Annotated in this window: 1 protein-coding gene; it reads left to right on the top strand. The window is 76.4% G+C overall.

Annotated features, from left to right (window positions below):
- Window positions 1–555: sigma-70 family RNA polymerase sigma factor (locus E1283_RS37950; protein ID WP_165956394.1), on the top strand; the 555-nt coding region annotated here is incomplete at both ends.

Raw genomic sequence — 555 nt, 5'->3', positions numbered from 1 at the left:
CCCCTCGGCCGAGTCCCAGGCCATCCACCACGCCGAACGCGTCATGCTCGCCGAGGCGTTCGCCACCCTCCCGGACCGGTGGCGCGAGGTGCTGTGGCGCACCGCCGTCGAGGGCCAGCCGCTCGCCCGGGTGGGCCGTGACCTCGGGCTCACCAAGAACGCCACCGCCGTCCTCGCGTTCCGGGCCCGCGAGGGGCTGCGCCAGGCGTACCTCCAGGCCCACGTCAACGACGCCGTCACCCACCAGGACGCCGACTGCCGCCGCTACGCGCGCAAGCTCGGCTCCTTCGTCCGCGGCTCGGCCGCGGCCCGCGGCCTGCGGCAACACCTGGACGACTGCGCCCGCTGCCGCGCCGCCTACCTGGAACTCGCCGACGTCAACGCGACGCTCCGCGGCCTGCTCCCGGTCGCCGCGGCCGGCTGGGTGGCCCAGGCCACCATCCCGTGGTCGGCCGGCGGCCTCATCGGCAAGGTGGCCATCGCCGCCACCGTCGCCGTCCTGGTCGGCCCCGCCGTCCCGGCGGTCGGCGCCCAGCCGCCACCTGTCTCTTATAC

This window comes from Streptomyces hainanensis, from assembly GCF_004348415.1.
In the GTDB taxonomy this organism is placed as follows: Bacteria; Actinomycetota; Actinomycetes; order Streptomycetales; family Streptomycetaceae; genus Streptomyces; species Streptomyces hainanensis.
Note: the sequence above shows the minus strand (reverse complement) of the source record. Positions and strands in the feature narration are given on the sequence as shown.